This window comes from Nodularia sp. UHCC 0506 (assembly GCF_034931045.1).
GTDB lineage: Bacteria > Cyanobacteriota > Cyanobacteriia > Cyanobacteriales > Nostocaceae > Nodularia.
On record NZ_JAYGHH010000001.1, the window covers coordinates 239,409 to 260,909 of the forward strand.

Annotated in this window: 10 protein-coding genes and 1 tRNA gene; 6 read left to right on the forward strand and 5 right to left on the reverse strand. The window is 41.9% G+C overall.

The features are described 5' to 3' along the window. On the reverse strand, positions 1-663 hold a 663-nt coding region (locus tag VB654_RS01115; RefSeq protein WP_323211452.1), incomplete at its 3' end, for an ABC1 kinase family protein. A 241-nt stretch (positions 664-904) separates the two neighbouring features. After that, a complete protein-coding gene (locus VB654_RS01120; RefSeq protein ID WP_323211453.1) occupies positions 905-1,969 on the reverse strand; it encodes a mannose-1-phosphate guanylyltransferase in 1,065 nt (354 codons plus the stop codon). Between the two features lie 116 nt (positions 1,970-2,085). Between VB654_RS01120 and VB654_RS01125 the strand changes: the two genes are divergently transcribed. From VB654_RS01125 to murJ, 3 genes are all read left to right on the forward strand, one after another. Next, positions 2,086-3,594, forward strand: a complete 1,509-nt coding sequence (locus VB654_RS01125) for an LCP family protein (RefSeq protein ID WP_323211454.1) — start codon at positions 2,086-2,088, stop codon at positions 3,592-3,594. A gap of 131 nt (positions 3,595-3,725) precedes the next feature. Next, positions 3,726-4,232, forward strand: coding sequence for a pentapeptide repeat-containing protein (locus tag VB654_RS01130; RefSeq protein WP_323211455.1), 507 nt, complete (start codon positions 3,726-3,728; stop codon positions 4,230-4,232). A 216-nt stretch (positions 4,233-4,448) separates the two neighbouring features. Beyond that, positions 4,449-6,053, forward strand: coding sequence for a murein biosynthesis integral membrane protein MurJ (gene murJ, locus VB654_RS01135; RefSeq protein WP_323211457.1), 1,605 nt, complete (start codon positions 4,449-4,451; stop codon positions 6,051-6,053). A 485-nt stretch (positions 6,054-6,538) separates the two neighbouring features. Here murJ and VB654_RS01140 read toward each other — a convergent pair whose 3' ends face one another. Next, positions 6,539-8,920 carry a phosphoketolase family protein gene (locus VB654_RS01140; RefSeq protein WP_323211458.1) on the reverse strand — a complete coding sequence of 794 codons (2,382 nt, stop codon included), beginning with the start codon at positions 8,918-8,920 and terminating at the stop codon, positions 6,539-6,541. An 837-nt stretch (positions 8,921-9,757) separates the two neighbouring features. Here VB654_RS01140 and uvrA point away from each other — a divergent pair. Next, entirely contained in the window at positions 9,758-12,664 is a 2,907-nt protein-coding gene (uvrA, locus tag VB654_RS01145) for an excinuclease ABC subunit UvrA (protein WP_323211460.1), read from the forward strand. A gap of 170 nt (positions 12,665-12,834) precedes the next feature. Here the strand turns inward: uvrA and VB654_RS01150 are convergent, their stop codons facing one another. Further along, positions 12,835-13,773 (reverse strand): PEP-CTERM sorting domain-containing protein, encoded by a 939-nt coding sequence (locus VB654_RS01150; RefSeq protein WP_323211462.1) that lies wholly within the window; start codon positions 13,771-13,773, stop codon positions 12,835-12,837. A 575-nt stretch (positions 13,774-14,348) separates the two neighbouring features. Between VB654_RS01150 and VB654_RS01155 the strand changes: the two genes are divergently transcribed. Beyond that, positions 14,349-14,422, forward strand: a tRNA-Met gene (locus VB654_RS01155). A 244-nt stretch (positions 14,423-14,666) separates the two neighbouring features. Continuing rightward, a complete protein-coding gene (locus VB654_RS01160; protein WP_323211464.1) occupies positions 14,667-20,222 on the forward strand; it encodes a choice-of-anchor I family protein in 5,556 nt (1,851 codons plus the stop codon). Between the two features lie 411 nt (positions 20,223-20,633). Here the strand turns inward: VB654_RS01160 and VB654_RS01165 are convergent, their stop codons facing one another. Next, positions 20,634-21,452, reverse strand: a complete 819-nt coding sequence (locus tag VB654_RS01165; protein ID WP_323211466.1) for a DNA adenine methylase — start codon at positions 21,450-21,452, stop codon at positions 20,634-20,636. Positions 21,453-21,501: the final 49 nt, after the last annotated feature.

A 21,501-nucleotide genomic window follows, 5' to 3' on the forward strand; every position in this document is an offset into this window, starting at 1 on the left:
AATTTCTGCAACTACCAGTTGTGTGGGGTCGAACCAGCGACTACGGGATAAATTACCTCGTAGCTCGTCGGTAAAACCTGCTTCTAGTGTAAAATCTAACTCGTCTTCTAAGGCTTTGGTAAATTCTGCCGCTACAGATTTGATTTCGTAGGTTTGCCCAAAATCTGTCCGCGCGACTAAATCAGCAATTCCTTGAATTAAAGCAATATCTTGAGCAACAGTGAGAGCAATTCCCGGACGTTGCACTTTCAAAGCTACTTCTCGACCATCTATCAATGTGGCACGATGGGTCTGGGCGATTGATCCCGCCGCTACGGGGACAGGATTAACGACACGGAAGGTTTCTTCGAGGGGGCGTTTTAATTGCTTACGGATGAATACTTCTACCTCTGACCAAGGAACTGGGGGTACTTCATCTTGGAGGGTGGAAAGTTCCTCAATGTAGGCAGCGTTGAGTAAGTCTGGACGGGTAGAGAGGAGCTGACCCAGCTTGATATAAACTGGCCCCAAATCCACAAGAATATTCTTTAAAACCGCAGGTGTGGGTAACTGGGGTTCATCAGCTTTACCACCAGTCAGTAGCCTTCGCATATAGTCCCAGCCGTTGCGGAGGACTACTTCGATAATTTCTCTTTGACGAGGAACAGTTTGGGTGAGGAACATTGTGGGGAAATGGGGATATTAGGGGGATGGAAAGATTAGGGAATGGAGAAGAATTTGTTGTATCTTTATAGTTTCTAGTGCAAGTCAGCGTAAATACAGTCTAGAGGGTCAGCTTTTTGACTTTACGGCAGTACTAGCCCCTATTCCCTAATCCCTAACCTTGAAAACAGACATTTCAGTTATAATAGAGGCAATAAATCTTTAACCTCTGCTCAGGGTTTTAACTCTTAAAGCTTAACAGTTACAGCAGTTCAGTAAATCGGGGATCATTTGCCAGAGTTTTGAGAATCTGTTTAATTTCTTGAGTACGGTCTTTGTTTACAACTAGAGTAACGTTGCGATCGCGCACAATTACCACATCTTCTAACCCAATTGTAACAATTACCTCTTCTGAATTAGTAGCATAAACAATAGCTCCCTGCGTATCTAGTCCCACATGGGTAGCTAGTTCTACATTGGGATTATCGTCTTTTTTCAGTAAGCGTTCCAGTGCATTCCAATCTCCTAAATCATCCCAACCAAATTCAACTGGCAAGACGTATGCTAGATTTGTTTTTTCCATGAGTGCATAGTCTATACTCTGTTTAAGCAACTGAGGATATATATCAGGGCCTTGTTGTTCTAATGGTTCGATGATTTCTGGTGCATGGGTATATAGTTCCTTGAGAACAACCCCAGCCCGAAACACGAACATTCCGCTATTCCAGCTAAAACGCTCCGTAGATAAAAAAGTTTCTGCTGTTTCACGGTTGGGCTTTTCAGTAAAGCGGTTGACGTGATAGGCTGGCAAATCATTAAAGCTACCAATCTTTTCGCCTTGTTCAATGTAGCCGTAACCAGTTGATGGGAAAGTAGGTTTGATCCCCAAAGTGACAATCGCTTCCGTGCTTGCCGCTAACTGGGTAGCAGCATCTAAGGTGCGTTTAAATGCTTCTTGGTCAGCTATCCAATGGTCAGAGGGAAAAAAGCCAATGATAGCGTCTTCTCCGTAACGCTTCTTAATTTCCAAACTTGCCCAAGCAACGGCTGCGGCAGTATCTCGCCCTTGTGACTCAATTAATAAATTTTGAGATGGCAGTTCAGGTAGTTGTTGTCTCACACCTGCCGCTATCTGGCTAGAAGTAATCACCCAGAGGTTATTCCAACCACTAGTAACGGTGATTAATCTATCGGCAGTTGCTTGTAAGAGGCTTCTAGCGCTACCATCAAGACTTAAAAATTGTTTGGGTCGGTCTTTGCGACTCAGGGGCCAAAAACGCTCACCTTTACCGCCGGCAAGAATTACAGGAAACAGTGAATTACTCATGTTGTCATACACACCTAGCTCAGAACACTATCAGTGTACAGTGAGCCTTTGCCCTAGCAAGATTTGTGGCTGCGATTAACATACCTTTAGGGAGTGGTTGAGTGGGGAGATAATTTGTGATTAAACAATTTCAATGGTCAGATAATCAGTTGCCGTTTCAGCAAGTGCCAGATTTGGAACTAGAGGAAAGACCTCAACAAGTGCAATGGCCAGAACAAGAGCTAGGAATTCAAGAGCCATCAGCCTCAAACCTGGAAATAGTAACCGATGAGCCAGGAAATATTTCCCGCAATCTTGTTGAGTCTGTGGGTGCAATTCCCAATGAGCTGTATGACAGGTTAGGCTTGACCATGCCTCGATGGTTACTGTGGACATTAACAGTGGCCGTAGGTATAGTTTTATCCGGTCTTTTGGTATCGACTTTAGCACTTTGGACTCCTCTGTGGAGCAATTTAGATCGAACAGATGAAGAATTAGGATTTTCTGGCAAGGATGACCAGAAAGTACCATTACCTGGGGAATTATGGGGCAACATATCCCAGTATAAACTATCACGGCCAATGAATATCTTAATTATGGGAATTAATCCCAGGCAAGATACTGTTGATGGCTCACCAGAAAGTTTTACTGGAACCAGCGATACCATGTTACTGGTTAGGCTTAACCCCAGTGATCAAACAATGCGGGTACTGTCAATTCCCAAGGATACGATGATTGCTATCCCCGAAAGAGGATTGACTAAGGTATCTGATGCCAATGCTCAAGGCGGCCCAGTTTTAGCCGCACGGGTAGTCAGCCGGACTTTAAACAATGCCCCTATTCATCGTTATATACGTATTTCTAGCAGTGGGTTAAGGCAGTTAGTTGATCAATTGGGTGGGGTTGATGTTTTTGTACCCCAAGCAATGGAATATCAAAACTCCCGCAGTCAGTTATCCATTAATTTGGTCAGTGGTTGGCAAACTCTGGATGGTGAACAGGCAGAAATGTTTGCCCGATTCCGGGATGCAGGACTAGGGGATCTACCCAGAGTGCAACGACACCAAGCCCTAATGACAGCCTTAATGCAGCGTCTCAATAGTCCCACGGTTGTACCCCGATTACCACAATTAACCCGCCTGATGCGGAAATATTTTGACACAAATCTCAAAATAGAAGAAATGATGGCGTTATTAAATTATTCGGTGAACCTGGAACGGGATAATTTCCAAATGACTATTTTACCTGGTAATTTCAGCCGATTCAGCCAAGATCCCAATAGTTATTGGCTAAATTTGAATGGACAACAAACTCTATTGAATAATTATGTTGGGGTAGATGTACCTGATCTGAAACCAGATTTGCGTCCGGTTAATAGCCGCGCAATTGCTATTCAAAATGCTTCTAATCAACCTCAGCTAACAGAAAAAGTTATTCGCTATCTCAAACAAAAAGGTTTTACAAATGTTTATGCGGTGTCGGATTGGCCTGATACCCAAAGGCAAACTCAGATTATTGTCCAAAAAGGCGATCGCGAAAGCGGACTTGAATTACATGAAGTCATCGGCTTAGGTAAAATTGACGTGTCGGCAACTGGAGATTTAGGATCTGATCTGACAATTCGGATTGGTAGAGATTGGAAATAGTGAGTAAGGAGTGCTGAGTGCTGAGTGCTGAGTAAGGAGTGGGGAGTTCTGAGTAAGGAAAAATATAATAATTTTTTTACTATTTACTCGTCACTCTTGACTCAGTAGTATTCACATAGTTATGTAAAGTTATGAAAAAGTTTTTACTGAGATTATTAAGTTTGATTGTGATTTTGGTTTTGGCTTGGTTATGGGTGATCATTAATCCTCAACCGGCTTTTGCTCAAATCAATACCATTAACTATAGTAATGGCAGTCTCCAGAATCGTGATTTTTCTAACACTGATTTAGCTGGTGGCACTTTTGTGGCGGCGGAAATGCGGGGGGCAAATTTTCAAGGGGCAAATTTAAAAAATGCCATTCTGACTAAGGGTGTTTTATTAAATGCTAATTTGGAAAATGCCAACCTTACAGGTGCTTTAGTAGACCGTGTGACTATGGATGGGGCAAATTTAAAAAATGCGATTTTCACCGAAGCGACTATGACCCGTAGTCGTTTTTTTGATGCGGATATTACTGGTGCGGATTTTACTGATGCTTTAATTGACCGTTATCAAGTGTCTTTAATGTGCGATCGCGCTGCTGGCGTAAATCCAGTTACCGGGGTAGCAACACGGGATAGCTTGGGATGTCGGTAGAAGAGGCAGGGGTGCAGGGGGCAGGGTGCAGGGGGGAAGACTGTGGGCTAGTAACACCATCTTTCTTATCAGTTTCTTTCTTCGCGCCCTTTGCGCCTTTGCGGTTCGTTTCCATAATCTTAGCTGGGAAGTGAAACACCCAAGAATTAGAAATTACGAATTACGTTCGCGCAGCGTTTCCGCAGGAAATATTACGAATTACGAATTAAAAATTTAGTGACACAAGAAGATCCGAAACCCTCTCGTTCCCTTGCGGGAATTGCCGGCATTGTCGCCGCAGCTACATTAATTAGTAAAGTATTTGGTTTAGTACGACAGCAAGCGATCGCAGCTGCTTTTGGCGTGGGTGCGGCGGCGACTGCTTATAGTTATGCTTACATTATCCCTGGTTTTTTATTAATCTTACTGGGTGGTGTAAATGGACCATTACACAGTGCAGTAGTCAGTGTTTTAGCCAAACGCAAACAAGAAGAAGGCGCGCCCCTGGTAGAAACAGTCACAACTCTGGTGGGTGGATTACTATTACTGGTGACAGTGGCTCAGATTTTCTTTGCTGATACGATTATTGATATTGTTGGTCATGGTTTAGAACCGACAACAAGAGCGATCGCTATTCAACAAATCCGCATCATGGCCCCAATGGCTTTATTTGCGGGTTTAATAGGCATTGGTTTCGGCACTCTCAACGCCGCCAATCAATATTGGTTACTCTCAATTAGTCCCTTACTATCCAGTATCACTGTCATTACTGGTATTGCCATCTTAACTTTGCAACTAGGTAAAGATATTATCAAACCAGAACACGCCTTCATCGGTGGTATGGTTTTAGCCTGGGGAACCTTAGCCGGTGCAGTTCTCCAATGGGTCGTACAGCTAATTGTCCAGTGGCGCTTAGGACTAGGTACATTACGCCTGCGGTTTGATTTTAAATCCCCTGGAGTGCAAGAAGTCATTAGAATCATGACTCCGGCAACAATTTCTTCTGGAATGATGCCCATTAATGTTGCCACTGACCTCTACTTTGCTAGTCCGATCCCCGGTGCGGCGGCTGGTTTTAACTATGCCAATCTCCTAGTGCAGACTCCTTTAGGAATTATTTCTAATATTATTTTGCTACCTCTGTTACCAATGTTTGCAAAACTAGCTGATCCAGAACATTGGCCAGATTTAAAATTACGCATTCGCCAAGGAATTTTACTCACCGCCGTGACTATGCTACCTTTAGGGGCGCTGATGATCGTGTTATCTGTGCCAATTGTGCAGATAATATATGAACGGGGTGCTTTTAAACAAGAGGCTACACAGTTGGTTTCATCCCTGCTGATTACTTACGGTATTGGGATGTTTGTTTATTTGGGGCGTGATGTTTTAGTACGGGTGTTTTACGCCTTGGGCGATGGACAGACACCTTTTCGCATTAGTATATTTAACATTTTCCTCAACGCTGGACTAGATGCGATTTTGGTGAAACCTTTCGGCGCGACTGGTATTGTGTTAGCAACAATAGGGGTAAATTGCAGTTCAATATTAATGCTGTTATGGTTACTTGACCGTAAACTTAATGGTTTACCTTGGCGTGAGTGGAGTTTGCCAATTTTGGGCTTGACTGGGGGTAGTGTGGTCGCTGGGTTAGCTAGTTTTAGGACTTTGGTGAGTTTGCAGCAGGTGTTAGGGACACAAGGTTTAATAGTTCAACTTTTGCAATTATGTGTATCAGGATTCGTGGGAATTTTGGTATTTGCAATTATTGTGTCATTCCTGAAAATACCAGAAGTGAATACCTTTGTGGTGCGGATGCGGCAGCGATTTTTAAAGAGATAATGGTATGCATGAAAAGGTAAAATAAAATTACCACTACTTCATGAATATTAGAGATACACAATTGTTATTACTTCTCTAAGCATATATAGCAAAACGTCAACAATTAAGTGAGTCATTATAAATAATTAAAGGTTTGTAGTCGGGACTAAAGTCCTGAATTAAGGGCTAAAGCCCTTACTACGAGCTAAATTATCATGTTTTTACATTACTTTACATAGTTAGCTTTATTCTCGCCAACTTACTTACCGCATTCCAAGACTATAGATTTTATGCAATTTGCTGGTATTGCCACTGAGGGAGAAACTATGGTTTGACAAACTTTTGAACGTGAAATTGAGGAGCAAAGGTTACTAGACAAAGACAAATGGGCAGTACCTCTATTGTGATGAAGATGCCCTTTGTTCTTGGCTGTAGAGACGTTATGTATAACGTCCCTACAAAAATTTGGCGCAACTTTACATAGAATTGGTATTAGTAGCCATTAATTAATAAGGCCATTTCCAATCGCGAATTTCCGGCATATCTTCACCGCGTTCCTGAATGTAATGCTTGTGTTCAATCAGCTTATCTTCTAACATCTGTTTCACATAAGCAGCTTTAGAACCTAATTGTGGTACGCGGTCAATTACGTCCATTACTAGATGAAAACGATCTAGATCGTTCAGCACCACCATATCAAAGGGAGTAGTGGTGGTTCCTTCTTCTTTATAACCACGCACGTGTAAGTTCTTGTGATTGGTGTGGCGATAAGTTAGGCGATGAATTAGCCAGGGATAACCATGAAAAGCAAAGATGATTGGTTTGTCGGTGGTAAAGATGGTATCAAATTCTTTACTACTTAAACCGTGGGGATGCTCACTTTGTGGCTGTAGTTTCATCAAATTAACTACGTTTACTACCCGTACTTTTAATTCTGGGAAGTGCTGGCGCAGAATATCCACGGCGGCTAAGGTTTCTAAAGTGGGAACGTCCCCAGCACAAGCCATGACTACATCTGGTTCACTACCTTTATCGTTACTAGCCCATTCCCAAATACTTAAGCCCTTGGTGCAGTGCTTGATAGCGGCATCCATATCTAGGTATTGTAATGATGGTTGCTTACCAGCAACTATGACATTGACATAGTGACGGCTTCTCAAGCAATGGTCTGTTACTGATAGCAGAGTATTAGCATCGGGGGGTAGATATACGCGAATAATCTCGGCTTTTTTGTTCAGTACATGATCGATAAAACCAGGATCTTGGTGAGAGAAACCGTTATGATCCTGCCGCCAAACGTGTGAAGTTAGTAAGTAGTTGAGGGACGCAATAGGTCGCCGCCAAGGGATATCATTGGTAGTCTTCAGCCATTTGGCGTGCTGGTTGAACATCGAGTCAATGATGTGGATAAACGCCTCATAGCAGGAGAAAAATCCGTGACGGCCTGTAAGTAGGTAGCCTTCTAACCAGCCTTGACAATTGGTTTCGCTGAGGACTTCCATCACCCGACCGTTAGGAGACAGGTGTTCATCTTCTGGGAGAATGTCAGCTACCCAAGTCCGGTCTGTAACTTCTAAAACAGCACCGAGGCGATTTGAGGCGGTTTCGTCAGGGCCAAAAATGCGAAAGTTGCTGCTTTCTTCGTTGAGTTTCATCACATCCCGCAGGAAATCTCCCGTTACTGTGGTAGCTGCGGCATAAGTCGTAGCGGGGTGGCTAACATCAACAGCATAGTCTGGGAAGTTGGGCATTTTTAGATCCCGCAGTAGCATACCGCCGTTGGTGTGGGGGTTGTCGCCCATGCGCCGATGTCCTTTGGGCGCTAGTTCTGCTAGTTCGGGAATTAGTGTACCGTTAGCATCGAAGAGTTCTTCTGGTTTGTAACTCTTCATCCAGTCTTCTAATAATTTCAGGTTTTCTGGGTGGTTGGTGACACTACCAAAGGGGACTTGATGCGATCGCCAGTAACCTTCGGTTTTTTTACCATTAACTTCTTTGGGGCCTGTCCAACCTTTGGGGGTTCTGAGGATAATCATCGGCCATTGGGGACGCTTGGTGAAACCATGTACACGGGCTTCTCTCTGGATGCTTTGAATTTCCGTGATCGCAATATCTAATGTTGCGGCCATTTGCTGGTGAACATCGGCGGGATCAGCACCTTCGACAAAGTAAGGTTTGTAACCATATCCTAAAAATAGGTTTTCCAATTCCTCATAACTCAATCTTGCTAATAGGGTGGGGTTAGCAATTTTATACCCATTCAGGTGTAATATCGGCAGCACTGCACCATCATGGACAGGATTGAGAAATTTGTTAGAATGCCAACTTGTAGCTAAAGCCCCGGTTTCTGCTTCACCATCACCGACCACAGCCGCCACAATTAAGTCTGGGTTATCAAAAGCTGCACCATAAGCATGAACCAAAGCATAACCTAGTTCACCACCTTCATGAATTGAACCAGGGGTTTCTGGTGCAACGTGGCTAGGAATACCACCGGGGAAAGAAAACTGTTTAAATAGCTTCTTCATGCCCTCAGCATCCTGGGAAATGTTGGGATAATATTCGCTATAAGTACCTTCTAAGTAAGTATTAGCTACCAGTCCGGGGCCGCCATGACCAGGGCCTGCTATATAAATTGTGTTGAGGTCGTATTTTTTAATCACCCGGTTGAGGTGGACATAAATAAAATTTAGTCCTGGTGTGGTTCCCCAATGTCCTAGCAGTCGGGGTTTAATATGTTCCGGCCTTAACGGTTCTCGTAGCAGGGGATTGTCGAAGAGATATATTTGCCCCACGGAAAGATAGTTAGCTGCACGCCAGTAAGCGTTGATTTTATGCAGTTCTTCATCTGCTAAAGGCTTGGCTTGTGGGGTACTTGTTAAAGTCATATTCAACTCCATTGCGAAATTATTTTGATCAATTCTTCAGTCTGCCAGTTTAGGTATTTGTGTTACACAATCCATCTGACTCACGAATAATTTTTCCAGTTATTGCGGGAAAATTAGGCAGAAATATTTACTGATTACTGAATCTCTAGTAATCTGAATTGATACAGTGAGTTTACTTGTGTATTTAGTCCATCTTTACCGGAAAGACGGGATAAATTTGTCCGTAATCTTGTCAAGGCATAGCGCAGGGTACGCCAACAAACAGCAAACAGGAGTCCTATTCAAGTAATAATTTTTAACCGCCGCTTTTGTTTCTAGGAAAGGCTAACAGATTTAGTACCATATTAAAAGGTTTTTTATATTCATTTTAAATTTAATTTAATCTTCTGCATTCAACATCTCATATTTGAAAAATTTTCTATGGTTATCATTTAAAAATATTACTTTTGATAGATGTTAATTAGGCAGTGGAAATATTATTTTATTTTTCGCCTTAGTTGAATTTTTAGAAAAAACTGACCTGCGGATATTACTCTACACTTAGGTGTATAATCACAACAAAAACAAACAGTACGGCTGTTCTACTAGAACTGTAGTAAAGATAGTATTATTAAGGATTGTTTCAACGAAGAAGCAGAGGGCAATGACCAAAAGAGACAGGGGAGAAATGTGCAGGAGGCAGGGGAAAAGAGGAATGGTTGTTAAGTAACCGGAAGTTTAAAGTAATTTCTTACTCCCCCTTGCTCCCTGCTCCCTGCCCCCTTGCCTCTTCACTCCCCCTTGCTCACTGCTACCTTGCATCTTGTTCAAGCCGCCTCTTACTATCACCAAGCCGATATGTCAGATCACAAGCTAGCCCCATCCTTAAATGGACATCTTCCCAACTCTCACCACAACAGCCAGAATACCATTCGGATTCGGGGCGCTAGGCAGCATAATCTGAAGAATATTGATTTGGAATTACCGCGCGATCGCCTAATTGTTTTTACTGGTGTTTCTGGTTCGGGTAAGTCTTCTTTAGCCTTTGATACCATTTTCGCAGAAGGTCAACGGCGTTATGTAGAGTCCCTCAGCGCCTACGCGCGGCAATTTTTAGGTCAATTAGATAAACCGGATGTAGAAGCCATTGAAGGCTTAAGTCCCGCCATTTCCATCGATCAAAAGTCTACTTCCCATAACCCCCGTTCCACTGTGGGGACGGTGACGGAAATTTACGATTACTTGCGGCTATTGTTTGGTCGCGCTGGTGAACCCCATTGTCCAATATGCGATCGCTCGATAGCACCCCAGACCATTGACGAAATGTGCGATCGCATTTCCGAACTACCAGACAGAACTAAGTTTCAAATTCTTGCGCCTGTTGTCAGAGGTAAAAAAGGAACTCACCGCAAGCTGATATCTAGTCTTGCTTCTCAGGGTTTCGTGCGGGTGCGTGTGGATGGGGAAGTCCGCGACCTTTCTGACTCCATTGAATTAGATAAAAATACTACCCATACTATCGAAGTTGTTATTGACCGCTTGGTAAAAAAGCCTGGTATTCAAGAGCGTTTGGTTGATTCTCTATCTACGTGCTTAAAACAGTCTGGTGGTATTGCCAACATTCTTGTGAGTTTAACTTCTGAGAATGGCGAAGATACAGAAGAAGAATTAGTATTTTCGGAAAACTTTGCTTGTCCGGTTCACGGGGCGGTGATGGAAGAGTTATCACCACGGCTGTTTTCTTTTAACTCGCCTTATGGTGCTTGTCCCCATTGTCACGGCATCGGGACTTTAAAGACATTTACGCCTGATTTGATTGTACCAGACCCGGACGCACCAATTTACGCGGCGATCGCTCCTTGGTCAGAAAAAGATAATTCTTATTATTTGGAATTACTTTATAGTGTGGGACAGGCGACTGGGTTTGAGTTACAAGCTAGGTGGAATCAGCTAACTGTGGAACAGCAGCACACTGTGATGTATGGGGAGAAGGAGGAACGAACCGCAGAGGCGCAGAGGACACAGAGTTTTAAGGGTGTGATTCCGATTTTGCAACGTCAATATGAAGGTGGGACGGAGTTAGTTAAGCAGAAGTTAGAGCAATATTTGGTTGACCAACCTTGTGAGGTTTGTGGGGGGAAACGGTTAAAACCGGAGGCTTTGGCGGTACGGTTGGGACAATATGGAATTTTGGATTTAACTGGTGTTTCGATTCGGGATTGTCGGCAAAGAGTTGATCAGTTAAAATTGAGCGATCGCCAAATTCAAATTGCTGATTTAGTATTAAGAGAAATTAAAGCTAGATTGCAATTTTTGTTAGATGTGGGTTTAGATTATCTCACCCTAGATCGTCCCGCCATGACTCTTTCTGGTGGAGAAGCCCAACGCATTCGTTTAGCAACGCAGATTGGTTCTGGTTTAACTGGAGTACTTTATGTTTTAGATGAACCAAGTATTGGTTTGCATCAACGAGATAATGGACGGTTACTCAAAACTTTAACTAAATTACGCGATTTAGGTAATACTTTAATCGTTGTTGAGCATGATGAAGAAACCATCCGTGCCGCCAATTATATCGTTGATATTGGCCCCGGTGCCGGCATCCACGGCGGAAATATTATTTCTCAAGGTGATTTAGAAACTTTACTAGCAGCAGAAGATTCTCTAACTGGTGCTTATTTATCAGGAAGAAAAGTAATTACTACCCCAGAGGAACGGAGAAAAGGTAACGGGCGGAGTTTAGTGATTAAAAATGCCCATCGCAACAATTTAAGAAATATTGATGTCGAAATTCCTTTGGGTAAACTCGTCGCCGTAACTGGCGTTTCTGGTTCTGGTAAATCTACTCTAATTAACGAATTACTTTATCCCTCATTACAACATCATTTAACTAAGAAAGTTCCCTTACCAAGACACTTACAGGAAATTCAGGGATTAAATGCAGTTGACAAAGCTATAGTTATTGACCAATCACCCATAGGACGGACACCACGTTCTAATCCCGCAACTTACACAGGCATTTTCGATGCAATTCGGGATGTATTTTCGCAAACAGTGGAAGCAAAAGCCAGGGGATATAGACCCGGACAATTTTCTTTTAATGTTAAAGGTGGACGTTGTGAAGCTTGTAGCGGTCAGGGTGTAAATGTGATTGAAATGAATTTTCTCCCTGATGTTTATGTCCAGTGCGAAGTCTGCAAAGGTGCAAGATATAACCGGGAAACTTTGCAGGTGAAATACAAAGATAAGTCTATTTCTGATGTTCTCAATATGACGGTTGAGGAAAGTTTAGAATTTTTCCAAAACATTCCTAAAGCTGTGACTCGGTTACAAACTTTATATGATGTCGGTTTGGGTTATGTCAAATTGGGACAACCTGCAACTACCTTATCTGGTGGTGAAGCGCAACGGGTAAAATTAGCCACAGAATTATCTCGCCGGGCGACAGGTAAGACGCTTTATTTAATAGATGAACCAACTACAGGGTTATCTTTTTATGATGTCCATAAATTGTTGGATGTATTGCAGAGATTAGTAGATAAAGGTAATTCAATTTTAGTGATTGAACACAATTTAGACGTGATTCGTTGCGCTGATTGGGTGATTGATTTGGGGCCTGAAGGTGGCGATAAAGGGGGAGAAATTATTGCTGTGGGGACACCAGAGGAAGTTGCTAAAAATCCTCGTTCTTATACGGGACAATATTTGCAGCAAGTGTTGAAGCAGTATGGGGCGGTGAAAAACTGTAAAAATACTGTAACTTAGCTCGTAGTAAGGGCTAAAGCCCTTAATTCAGGACTTTAGTCCTGACGAAAAATCTGTGCTAGGCAAGAGAAGGGTGTACGCGAGGACAAAGTGAGGTTTTTCTGGATTTTTGGGAATTGGATCACGTGAGTACCACCCGTACAACCTTAATCTTTTATACTCGTAGATAATTATGAGAGGTGCTGTTGACGTTTGCGGTTAGAGTAAAGAAATGCAGAACTAACTAGTAAAATACCTAAACCAGTGCTTGGTTCTGGAACTTCTTTCTTAATTGTTTTATCCCACTTCAGTCCAGCGATCGCACCACTACCAGGATAACGGTATTGTACCTTAGTAATGTCTACGTAGCTTGTACTGAAGGTATACATGGAGTTATCACCCCTGACTTTACTATCTTGGGTAATGGTGACATTGCCTAATGTATAGCTTTGTTGATAACCGTCAATTTTGTTACCTGTTGGGGCAATATATTGATTGTAATGTCCTTGGATTAAAGACAAAGCATCAATTTTAAATTGATTATTGTCCTTATCCCAGAGGAAGACTTCTAAGTAATTTCCCCTACCATCTTGGTCATCATCCATATCCAAAAGAGAAAATTCTTTGAAGTTGACAGGGCTATCAAAAAAGTCAAAGGTGATCCAACCACCATTACTTTCGTCGTCAGGATCGTTGGCGTTTCTTACGCCTACCACTTGTCCGTTCCTTCTTTGCCAACCATCTTCTTGAATAATCAAAACGTTATTTTGGGTTGTAGTTCCCCACTGACTTCTGCCTGTCATCAGGTCATTGTCGCCACCGGTGAAGGTGTTGGGGTTACTATTAAACAATAGCAATGGTTCAGACCTATTAGGTTGATTCTTAACATTGGCACTAATCCTAACACCCCATTCTTCCCACTGGTTCCCAATACCTAGCGGATTGCCGGCGTTGGGGCTAGTAATTGCTTGACCATTAGGGTCAAAATCAAAATTTAAATTGAATTCTTTGGTCTGGGTGACAAATCCTCTAGCATTAGCAACCCCAGGATTTAACATTCCGATCAGAGCGATCGCACTCACACCAATATATTTTAGTATCTGGTGTTGTTTGTTGGAAAAAATCCTCATAATTAAGTACAAAATGTGTGATTTTTTTACTTGCCACTATTTATTTTATTCAGCGATCGCTGATTTATTTAAGAGTATTAACACGTAATACAATCATAAAATTTTAGTGAATGAATATTGCCGAGAAAAAAATAATATTTTCACTAAATCGGTGTGCTAGTCAGATATAAATAAATTTTGAAATGACCCCACGGCATGGATATCTGCGGTTTTATATATGTTGCATAAGCCAGAATCGCTATTTTATCAAATTAAGATAACGCTTAATAGAATCAGATTTTTAGCACAAATACAGCAGGTCAAAACTTATGGCCGCATGGATTAAATGATTATATACAAGATGACATGAAATTGGCATTATTACGCAAATCTCACATCCCATTGATACTCCTGAACCTAAAAGCATGAGGATTCTTGATTCAAAGAGTAATATCTAAAGGGCTACTACCAGACCATAGTTGCATTGCTGCGATATTTGTATAATTTTTCCTCATTCCCCCTCTGAAAAAATTAATCTCTGAAAATACTAGCCATATCAAAACCTATATGCTATGATGACAAAGTATGGAACGTAAGGCTCAGTAGCTCAGTTGGTTAGAGTACGGGACTCATAAGCCTGGGGTCGTCAGTTCAAATCTGACCTGAGCCATTTTAAAATAAACCGAAACTCCCCATTGTTGACACACTTGTGCAGTGGGGATTAATATTTTTTGGGCAGGATTGCACCTTTGATATCAAGGAACGATTCCATGGGTAATTGTAGAGAATTATTGAGAAAATTCACCGTAAAAAAACTTATATTAACCATTTGTTAACTGATTTTTAATGTTCTTCGGATACTTTTGTAAAAGTAAAAATTTAAAGTATCCGTAGTTTAACTTAAAACATCTCCTATGGTAAACAATTTCCAGCTGCAACTGCTCCACGCTGCTGACCAGGAAGCTGGCATTTCTGCATTAGATGATGCACCCCGATTTAGTGCGGTTCTCAATGCACTGAAAAACGAAGATAAAGATAATGATGGTAATCCAGATTACGCCAATACCGTCATTCTTTCCTCTGGAGATGCTTACATTCCTGGTTTGTTGTTGGATGCGTCTGCCGATCCTTCTTTGGCTCCACTGTTGGGTACAGAAGGCAGAGGTAGAGCTGATATTATTATTCAAAACGAGTTAGGTTTTCAAGCGATCGCTTTCGGAAACCATGAATTTGACTCAGGTACTGGTTTCATCAACTCTGTCATAGCACCCGATGGTACTTATCCCGGTGCAAATTTCCCCTACTTGAGTGCAAACCTCAACTTTGCCCCAAACACAGATTTAGCTCCCCTAGTCACCACCGATGGTCAAGAAGCCAGCACCATCCCCGGTAAAATTGCTAAAAGTACAGTAATTACCGTAAATGGTGAAAGAATTGGTGTGGTTGGTGCTACTACCCCTCTACTACCTCGCATTGCCTCTCCTGGTACTGTCGAAGTTTTACCAGCAAACCCTACTGATATTGTTGCCCTAGCTGCGGAAATTCAAACCTCCGTAGATGCCTTGACAGCAACAGGTATCAATAAAATTATTTTGTTAGCTCATATGCAACAAATTAGCATTGAGCAACAATTGGCAGGTTTGCTGAAGGATGTGGATATTATCATAGCGGGGGGTTCAAACACTATCCTCAGTGATGATACAGACCGTCTCCGAGATGTAGACATACAACAGGGAAGCTATCCCATTCTCACCAAATCTGCCACTAACGATGATGTTGCCATTATCAACACCGGCGGTAACTATAGATATGTTGGTCGTCTAGTTGTAGATTTTGACGAACAAGGTAAGATTATTCCTGAGAGTATTGACTCTAATATTAGTGGTGCTTATGCTACCGATGACCAAGGAGTTGCTGACCTCAACGCTGAAAATTTAGTAGACCCAGAAATTAAAGCGATTACCGATGCACTTAGAGCGGTGATATTAGCCCAAGATAGTAACATTTTGGGGATTACTGATGTATTTCTCAATGGGACTCGCGGTGATGTGCGTACCCAAGAAACCAATTTGGGGAATTTAACCGCAGATGCCAATCTCAGCTATGTTAAACTCCTCGATGCAACAGTAGTAGTTTCCATCAAAAATGGTGGTGGTATACGTGATAATATTGGTCGCATTGTTGCCCCCCCTGGTGCTACAGAACCAGTGAAACTGCCCCCAGAAGGAAATCCCTTGTCAGGAAAACCAGAAGGCGGAATCTCCCAACCAGATGTTCAAAACTCTCTCCGTTTCAATAATGCTCTGTCTTTAATTACAGTTACGGCTGCACAATTACAGCAAGTGCTGGAACATGGTGTAGCTGCAACCGCAGATGGCGCAACCCCTGGTCAGTTTCCCCAAGTTGGCGGTATATCTTTTAGCTTTGACGCAACCCAACCCGCAGGTCAACGCATCCAAAATGCGGTTATTTTCAATGCAGATGGCAGTATTCAGGATGTCTTAGTTAAAGATGGTCAGCTACAAGGCGATGTTAATCGGGCAATTCGTGTTGTCACTCTGACATTCTTAGCTAATGGTGGTGATAGTTATCCTTTTGCCGATTTTGTTACCGCTAACCCCGCCTTTGCCAATCGTGTAGATTTAGCCGGAGAGACGGATACAGATCATAACTTAAATGGGGTGATAGATGCAGCTATTGACCCTGATATATACGACCCAGGAGAATCTAGCTTTGCTGATGCTGGAACTGAGCAAGATGCCTTTGCAGAATATTTATTAGCCAATTTCCAGACTACGCCTTTTAATGTCGCAGATGTAGACGCTACACAAGATTTACGGATTCAAAACTTATCTCAGCGTAGTGATACTGTTCTTCCCATTCAAATTACCGAGTTTATGTACTCTGGTATTAATGGGGAGTTTATCGAGTTTACTAACCTCGGTACTAGTGCAGTAGATTTAACTGGTTGGAGTTTTGATGATAACTCTCGCACACCAGGAACAGTTGACTTGAGTGCTTTTGGGACTGTGCAACCCGGAGAGTCAGTTATTCTCACAGAAGCCAGTGAAGTAACATTTCGGACAGCTTGGGGACTAGCTAATTCTGTCAAAATTATTGGGGGGCTGACAACGAATCTCGGACGTAGTGACGAGATTAACCTGTTTAATAATAATAACCAACTCATAGATCGTCTTACCTATGGTGATCAAAACTTTACCAATACCATTCGCACCCAAAATGCCAGTGGTTGGACAGTCGTAGACAATCTGACTGGTACAGAAATTAACTCTGAATGGTTATTGTCTGCTGTTGGTGATGCTCAAAATTCCTTCACTTCTGCTGATGGGGATATTGGTAATCCTGGTGTTTACAATATCAGCGCTGTACTACCGGGTGTCACCATTACTGAATCTGGGGATAGCACCAACGTTACCGAAGGTGGAGTAACAGATACTTACACCATAGTTCTGAATACTCGACCAACGGCAAATGTCACCATTAATATCAGTCCTGATTCCCAGAGTACAACTAGTACAAATGCCCTCACTTTCACCCCTGATAACTGGGATGTAGCGCAAACAGTGACGGTGACAGCAGTAGATGATGAAATTTTGGAATTAAATCATCCCAGTAATATCACACACACCTCTACCAGCAGCGATACTAATTACAACAACATTAATATTGTCTCAGTCAACGCTACTGTTACTGATAATGAGATTGGTGTTCTGAAAAGAATTGGTGGATTTACTGGCAATGGGGCAGAGATTACAGCCTATGATTCTGTTTCCCAAAGACTATTTGTCGTAGATGGTTCAGAATTTATTCAAATTCTCGATTTTAGCGACCCCACAAGCCCCACCAATATTTCTGCCATTGACCTTTTTGACTTTGGTAGCAATGCTAATAGTGTAGCTGTGAAAAACGGCCTAGTGGCGATCGCAGTGGAAGCAGATGATCCGAATGATCCTGGTAAGGTTGTTTTCTATGACACAGCCGGTAATTTCCTGAAAGATGTCACCGTAGGTGTACTGCCCGATATGGTAGCATTTACCCCCGACGGTACAAAGGTTCTTACAGCCAACGAAGGAGAACCCACTGATACTAGTGATCCTGTTGCTTCAATCAGCATCATTGATGTTTCCCAAGGGGCTGCTAATGCTACTGTAACTACAGCTAGTTTTACCAGCTTTAATGGTCAAGAAGCTACACTCAGAAATCAAGGTGTGCGGATCTTCCCTGGTAGGACATTTGCTGAAGATGCTGAACCAGAGTATATCGCCTTCTCCCAAGATGGCACTCAAGCTTGGGTGACACTGCAAGAAAATAATGCCGTTGCTGTTGTTGATATTGCTACAGCCACAGTCACCAACATCATATCCCTGGGTTTAATTAATCATAGTTTACCGGGCAATGAATTAGATGCCAGCGATCGCGATAATCAAATCAACATCCAAAATTGGCCAGTCTTTGGAATGTTCATGCCTGATGCGATCGCATCCTATGCTGCCAATGGTCGCACATATTATGTCACAGCCAATGAAGGGGATAGCCGTGATGAAGATGCACGAGTCAAAGATTTAACTCTCGACCCCACCGCCTTCCCTAACGCTGCTACACTCCAACAGGATGCTAACTTAGGACGGCTGACTGTTTCCACCATTGATGGCGACACCGATGGCGATGGCGACTATGATCAAATATTTGTCTACGGTACTCGCTCCTTCTCTATCTGGGATGATCAAGGGAATCGAATCTATGATAGTGGTTCAGACTTTGAAAAGATTATTGCTCAAAATATTCCCAGTATTTTCAACATCAACGGTGAAGAGGTTAGTGCTGGTTTTGATAACCGGAGTGATAACAAAGGCCCAGAACCAGAAGGAGTAGCAATTGGTGTCATCAATAACCGCACCTATGCTTTCATCGGTTTAGAACGAGTGGGCGGAGTCATGGTATATGACGTTACCAATCCAGAAAATCCCGAATTTATCGAATATTCCCCGGCTCAACCCGGTGATGTAGCCCCTGAAGGTCTGATTTTTATTGCTGCTAGTGATAGCCCCAATGGTAAAGATTTACTCATTCTTGCCAACGAAGTGAGTGGAACTATCACTGTCTATGAAGTCAATATATCTGGTAATCTCGCACCCACTAACTTAGTTTTAAGTGTCACTAGTGTTGATGAAAATGTCCTAGATAACACGGTGATTGGTACATTCACCACCACTGACCCAAACCCAGGCGATAATTTCACCTACTCCTTAGTTGATGGTGTTAGCGATAATTCATTCTTTACCATCAATGGTAATAATTTAATTGTTACCAATTCTCCTGTTTTTGATACCAAATCTAGTTACAATATCCGCATCCGTACTACTGACCAAAGCGGACTATTTTTCGAGAGAGACTTTGTAATTAATGTCAATAACATTCCCAATCAATTAGTTAATCCCCAAAATGATATTTTCAATATTTCGGGAAAAACTGCCAAGGTTAAACTCAAAGTCCAATTTTCAGGGCGCAATTCTAATTTAGTGAATGAGTTAGGAGTGTTTAATGTTGATGATGTTAATGGCACAATTAACGGCATTGCTCCTGGGGCAGCAGGTTATATTGAAGCAGCAATAGCACGCAGCCGGGTGATTTTCTCGATAATTTCTAACAATCCCACTGGCTTTGATCCCAGTAATCTCAACAAATTCTTAGAATTTGATAATAATACAAATTTAAGGTTTTATTTGATCAAAAATAGTACCTTAGATACCGTCGTTCGGACATCCTCCACTTCCGCATTCCTATTTTCTGATAGTTCTATCCAATCAATTACAAGTTTAACTAGTGGTGGGTTTACTTTAGGTTGGAAAGATGGCTCGAATACTAGTACTACCGAATTTAATGATTTGGTAGTCAATATTGCCGTTACCGATGAAATATCTCCTTTGGGTACAGGGTTGCAAGGAGTAGGGCAAGCTGAAGTCATTGATTTACGAGGTGTTAATGGTTCTGTTTCTGCAACATTCACAGTTAACCGGGAAGCAGCCTTTGACAATTTTGTAGGCTTTTATCGAGTTACTGGTGAAAATGGCGGCATTGACACTAATAATGATGGTGTAGCTGATGTTTTACCTGGAGATACTGGTTATATCCAAGCTGCGATTAATCAACGCGTAGCAGGTATTGATTTAACAGTAAATAATCAAGGAACAGCAACTTATACTGGTAGTTTCTCAGGTGGGGCGATTTTTGCACCATTCATCATCATTGATGATGGAATTGAAGCTCTGCTTGATACTAATACCAGCAATGACCCTGCGATTTATTTCCCCTATTTGGGTGCTAACGCCGATAATACAGACCACATCCGCTTGTTAGGCGATAACGTCTTTGGTTTTGAAGACTTAGTAAATGGTGGTGATATGGACTATAACGATGTCCTTGTCAAAGTTGACTTGACTATAGCTTAAGGAAAGACGAGGAGGCACATGGGAATGTAGAGACACGTTCTCCCGCACAGAAGTGTATTTCTGTTCCTCTGTGTTTCCTCTTTCCTCAACATCATCAACCAGACAGATGGTAATTTAGCTCGTAGTAAGGGCTTTAGCCCTTTAATTCTGAATACAAACCTTTAATTATTTACGATAACTTAACTTATCAGCCTAAGAGGTTGTTTGAAAAGTCTAATTTATTACTCACCTTGGCGACTAGAAGTCGCGGCTACACAAACGAAACCCACACTTCGACAGGCTCAGTGACCACCTGCGTGGGTTTGAAAACCTTGATTTTGCATTAATCAATCCAGGTCGCTGGACTTCCCTACGAAAAGCCGCTACGCGTCATGCCTGTGTAGTAGCCATATTATATTCGCCCAAAACTTTTCAAACATCCTCTAAATCATAGTTGGTAATAAATAACTCTTTACCTTTAGCTGCACCACCTTGTTTATAGTTATTCATGCCATACTGCAATTCCCACTCAAACAGATGAGAATTGGGAAAATTTTCTCTAATTTGAGGTGAATCATCATAAGTTATTAACCAATGATGATCACATTCTGTGATAAATTCTGCAAACCTTTGATGCTCAAATGTTGTATGTAAATCACCATCTTTACCATACAATCTGGATTTAGTTGCAGCAAAATAAGGAGGGTCTAAAAATATAAATACATTTTTGCCGTCTGCCTTTAACAGTTGACTGTAATCTAAATTAGTGATTTTGACATCATCTGTTAAAATTTCTGCTAATTTCTCTAGTCGTTCTATTGAGGAGTATGTAAACCGTTTATCAAAGGCTTGCTGAGAAAATCCTCCAGATTCCACAGTTCCAGAAAATGTAATTCTATTGAGAATAAAAAAGCGTACTGCTCTTTCAAAATCAGATAATGTTCTAGTATCTATAGTGGTTAATTCTTGAAATAGGATTTTACCATCTGTATATTTATCTTTAACATGGCGAATTTCTGCTAATAGCTGGGGTAAATCAGATTTCGCATATTTCCAAAACAGGAATAATTCGCGGTTTAAATCGTTTATCCAGATTTTGAGGTGAGGAAATTTTTGCTTTAAGTAAATAAAGACGGAACCACCTCCTACAAATGGTTCTCGAAATTCAGAAAAGCTATCTGGTATGTGTGCGGCTATTTTCTTAATAGCTCTTGACTTACCACCTGGGTAACGTAATGGGCTTTTTATCATGGAGGAATGAACCACGAAGACACTAAGGACACAAAGCAAAGTTACAACC